Origin of the sequence: Methanospirillum sp. (assembly GCF_028679455.1) — an archaeon.
Classification (GTDB): domain Archaea; phylum Halobacteriota; class Methanomicrobia; order Methanomicrobiales; family Methanospirillaceae; genus Methanospirillum.
In genome coordinates, this window is record NZ_JAJRBM010000166.1 from 1 (window position 1) to 2,915 (window position 2,915).

General features: G+C 45.9%; 4 protein-coding genes and 1 pseudogene. 3 read left to right on the plus strand and 2 right to left on the minus strand.

Going from position 1 to position 2,915, the window contains the following annotated elements; genetic code table 11:
- Positions 1-559 (minus strand): annotated as a pseudogene (locus LUQ50_RS05635) (FMN-binding glutamate synthase family protein); the annotation flags it as partial.
- 227 nt (positions 560-786) lie between these two features.
- Here LUQ50_RS05635 and LUQ50_RS05640 point away from each other — a divergent pair.
- From LUQ50_RS05640 to LUQ50_RS05650, 3 genes are all read left to right on the plus strand, one after another.
- Positions 787-1,341, plus strand: a complete 555-nt coding sequence (locus LUQ50_RS05640; RefSeq protein ID WP_300037457.1) for a ferritin — start codon at positions 787-789, stop codon at positions 1,339-1,341.
- A gap of 103 nt (positions 1,342-1,444) precedes the next feature.
- Positions 1,445-1,783: a hypothetical protein gene (locus LUQ50_RS05645; RefSeq protein WP_300037460.1), complete on the plus strand. Its 339-nt coding sequence runs from the start codon at positions 1,445-1,447 to the stop codon at positions 1,781-1,783.
- A 55-nt stretch (positions 1,784-1,838) separates the two neighbouring features.
- A complete protein-coding gene (locus LUQ50_RS05650) occupies positions 1,839-2,687 on the plus strand; it encodes a hypothetical protein (protein ID WP_300037463.1) in 849 nt (282 codons plus the stop codon).
- A gap of 31 nt (positions 2,688-2,718) precedes the next feature.
- On the opposite strand, the gene LUQ50_RS05655 is transcribed toward LUQ50_RS05650, so the two are convergent.
- A partial coding sequence (locus LUQ50_RS05655; protein ID WP_300037466.1) for a hypothetical protein occupies positions 2,719-2,915 on the minus strand: 197 nt, incomplete at its 5' end.

Genomic DNA, 2,915 nt, shown 5'->3' on the forward strand with positions numbered 1-2,915 from the left:
ATTTTTTGTAGGTGTTGATACGGCGATCCATTTCCGGAGATGAAGCCACCTTCTTGTCTGAACCAAGGGTCATCTGGGGATCGACACCACAAACGTTTTCTCCACAAACAAGAGTGATTCCGGAGATTGCGGCACCAACAGCAAAGTGCTCCCAGTTTGCCCGGGCAATTTCAGTTGAGCCCAGTGCACCGGTGAAGATTGGCACTTTCATCCTGACTTTGATGTCCCACCCGTATTCAACTTCGGTGTTCACATCGTCAAAGACTGCTGTATCCGGGTTCGCAGAAACACCATCAGGAAGTCCATTTGCTCCTACTGCGTATCCCTGAATATTCAGATGGGAATAATCGATCGGGTAGTTCTTGTCTGCCCCTGCAGTGACCTCACCAAAAGGCCCGGGATACAGTACTTCACGACCGCGAAATGATGCAAGCCAGATGTCACAGGCACCTTTACATCCGTCAACACATCGGGAACACATTCCCGACATGGGCACTACGTCTTTTGAACGGTTAACTGTGCCAACGGCTTCATTGGAATTAGGACGTTTCAAATTCATGAGGCATCTCCCCTACACATGAATCATGTGCGGGATCTCAACCCGGACCGCAAGGATGCCGGATAAGAGATCTGGATCGGCGGTACGTATAATCCCTTTCCTTCCCTCATTCTTAAAAAAAATGGATATATTTATCTTAATTCGATAGAAGGAAGTTGTCGATGATCAAATGACAGACTCAGAATAATCACCGTACCTCTAAATAGATATACTGCGTAACAGCACGCATGGCATCAGTACGAAAGACCACACCAAAGGGATTAATGAACCCAAAACTCGAAGCGGCGATTAATGAACAGATTAACGCCGAGTTATACTCATCGTATCTGTACCTCTCGATGTCATCATGGTTTGACTCAACCGGGCTGAAAGGGTTTGCAAGTTGGGAACGCATTCAGGCGATGGAAGAGCGCGACCATGCTATGAAATTTTTTGATCATGTATGCGCCCGGGGAGGTCGTGCTATTATGAAGGCTATCCCAGCTCCCCCAAGTACCTGGAAAAGTCCGCAGGATGCTTTTGAGACTCAGCTTGAGCATGAGTTAAAAGTGACAAGTCTCATCAATAATCTCGTAGATCTGGCAATGGCTGAGAAAGATCATGCAACCGTCAATTTCCTCCAGTGGTTTGTCAGTGAGCAGGTTGAAGAAGAAGAAAACGCACGCAACACCCTTGACCAGTTAAGCATGATCAGTCAGGAAAAGGGGGTTGGACTGCTCTATATGCTTGATAAAGAGATGGCAACGCGGGTTTATACCCCACCAGTCACGACCACATCATGATTTTGTCGGGTTATGAAAACACAGACTACCGCCATTATAACCGGCTAAACCTTGGCAGAGATCAATAGAAGTCAGAATAACGCAGGATGCCAAATACTGATATATGGTACGGGTACTCACTGAGCAGGATATCAAACTCCTCTCAATTATGGCCCCGGAATTTTCCGGGGAGGTATGCAGGGGATCAGGAATCGCATTTAAATCACTCCTTCCCCCGGTAGCCAACCATTATTCTCATAATGCAGATGATTTTTTTGAACGCATTTCACGATTATCAACAACAGATTTTTCTTATCTTATAGATCTGATGCAATCGGGAGAAGAGAGCCTTCATTGCCTGCCACCAGACTATTTTGCCATTCTTGAGGAGCGGATCAAAGCAGTTGCCGGTCCAGATACTGCCCGTAAAATAGGAGCACGGTATGCAATGGAGTGCGAATGACATTCCTGATTTTTCAGGCGATAAGGCCTAATATTCAGGCATCAGATCTCTTTTTATGACATGCATATCCCGGATAATATTCATCATTCTTCTTTCAGCAACTTTGATCAGCGGAGTCTCTGCATACACGATAACCCTCAGTGCACCTAATGAGATCAATCTTGGAAGCCCGTTGATAATTACCGGAGACACTACCTTCCCCGAAGACACATACTTTGATATCGTCCTCTTTTACTCGAAATATACTGCTGGAGAACTGGCACGTCAGAAGGTAATTGTGGACCAGAGTAAACAATTCAGAACCGAATTTGAGACCAGAGATCTTAAAAAGGGCCAGTATAAGATCGAGGTTCACAATATTGTATTTGACGGAAAAGAGTTTGTAGAGAATTCACTGGGATCATCATCGGTGACCCGCAGGGTAGTTACCATTGTGGATCGTTCTGACGAGGTTGCAATCGAGTCCCCGGGATCACAGGATCTTTTATCTGCCCTTACAGTTACGGGACGGGTCAAGGATATGGGAAACGGAGTTATTACGCTCCGGGCATTCGGACCTGAAGACTTTACATTCGGGCCACTGCAACTGATTACCAGTCCCGGGTTTGCTGATAAGGATGGCCACTTCTCAACAAAAATACCGGTCACCCTTGGAGGAGAATATCAGATCAGTATTTCAGACAAAGATGGATTTATTGGGGAGTTCTCCTTCAACGTTACCGGAGGGACAAATGCGACTCAGACAGCATCCATTACCCCGACAAGCACGTTGCCACCAAAACCACTGGAAACTGTGGCAACCCAGCCACAAACACCTCTTCCAACACCAACAAAATCACCATTGCCGGATTTCATTGGAATATGCAGCTTTTTGAGTGCATATCTTTTGTACCGGAGAGAATAACTGATAATCTTATTTTCCAGTGGAATATACATCATCTCCGTCTTAAAATCAATTCAAAAAAAAGCAGGGCCGCGATAATCAGGACTCCCCCGATCAACACCCCCACAACTACATCAGAAATTCCCGGAAATATGGTGAGGGGAAGATTGGAAGCAGGTACCGGAATCTGCGAATCCGCAGGTAATGCTGATGCATAATCAGCCAGAGACTCAACCGGTTTGTTTGCAA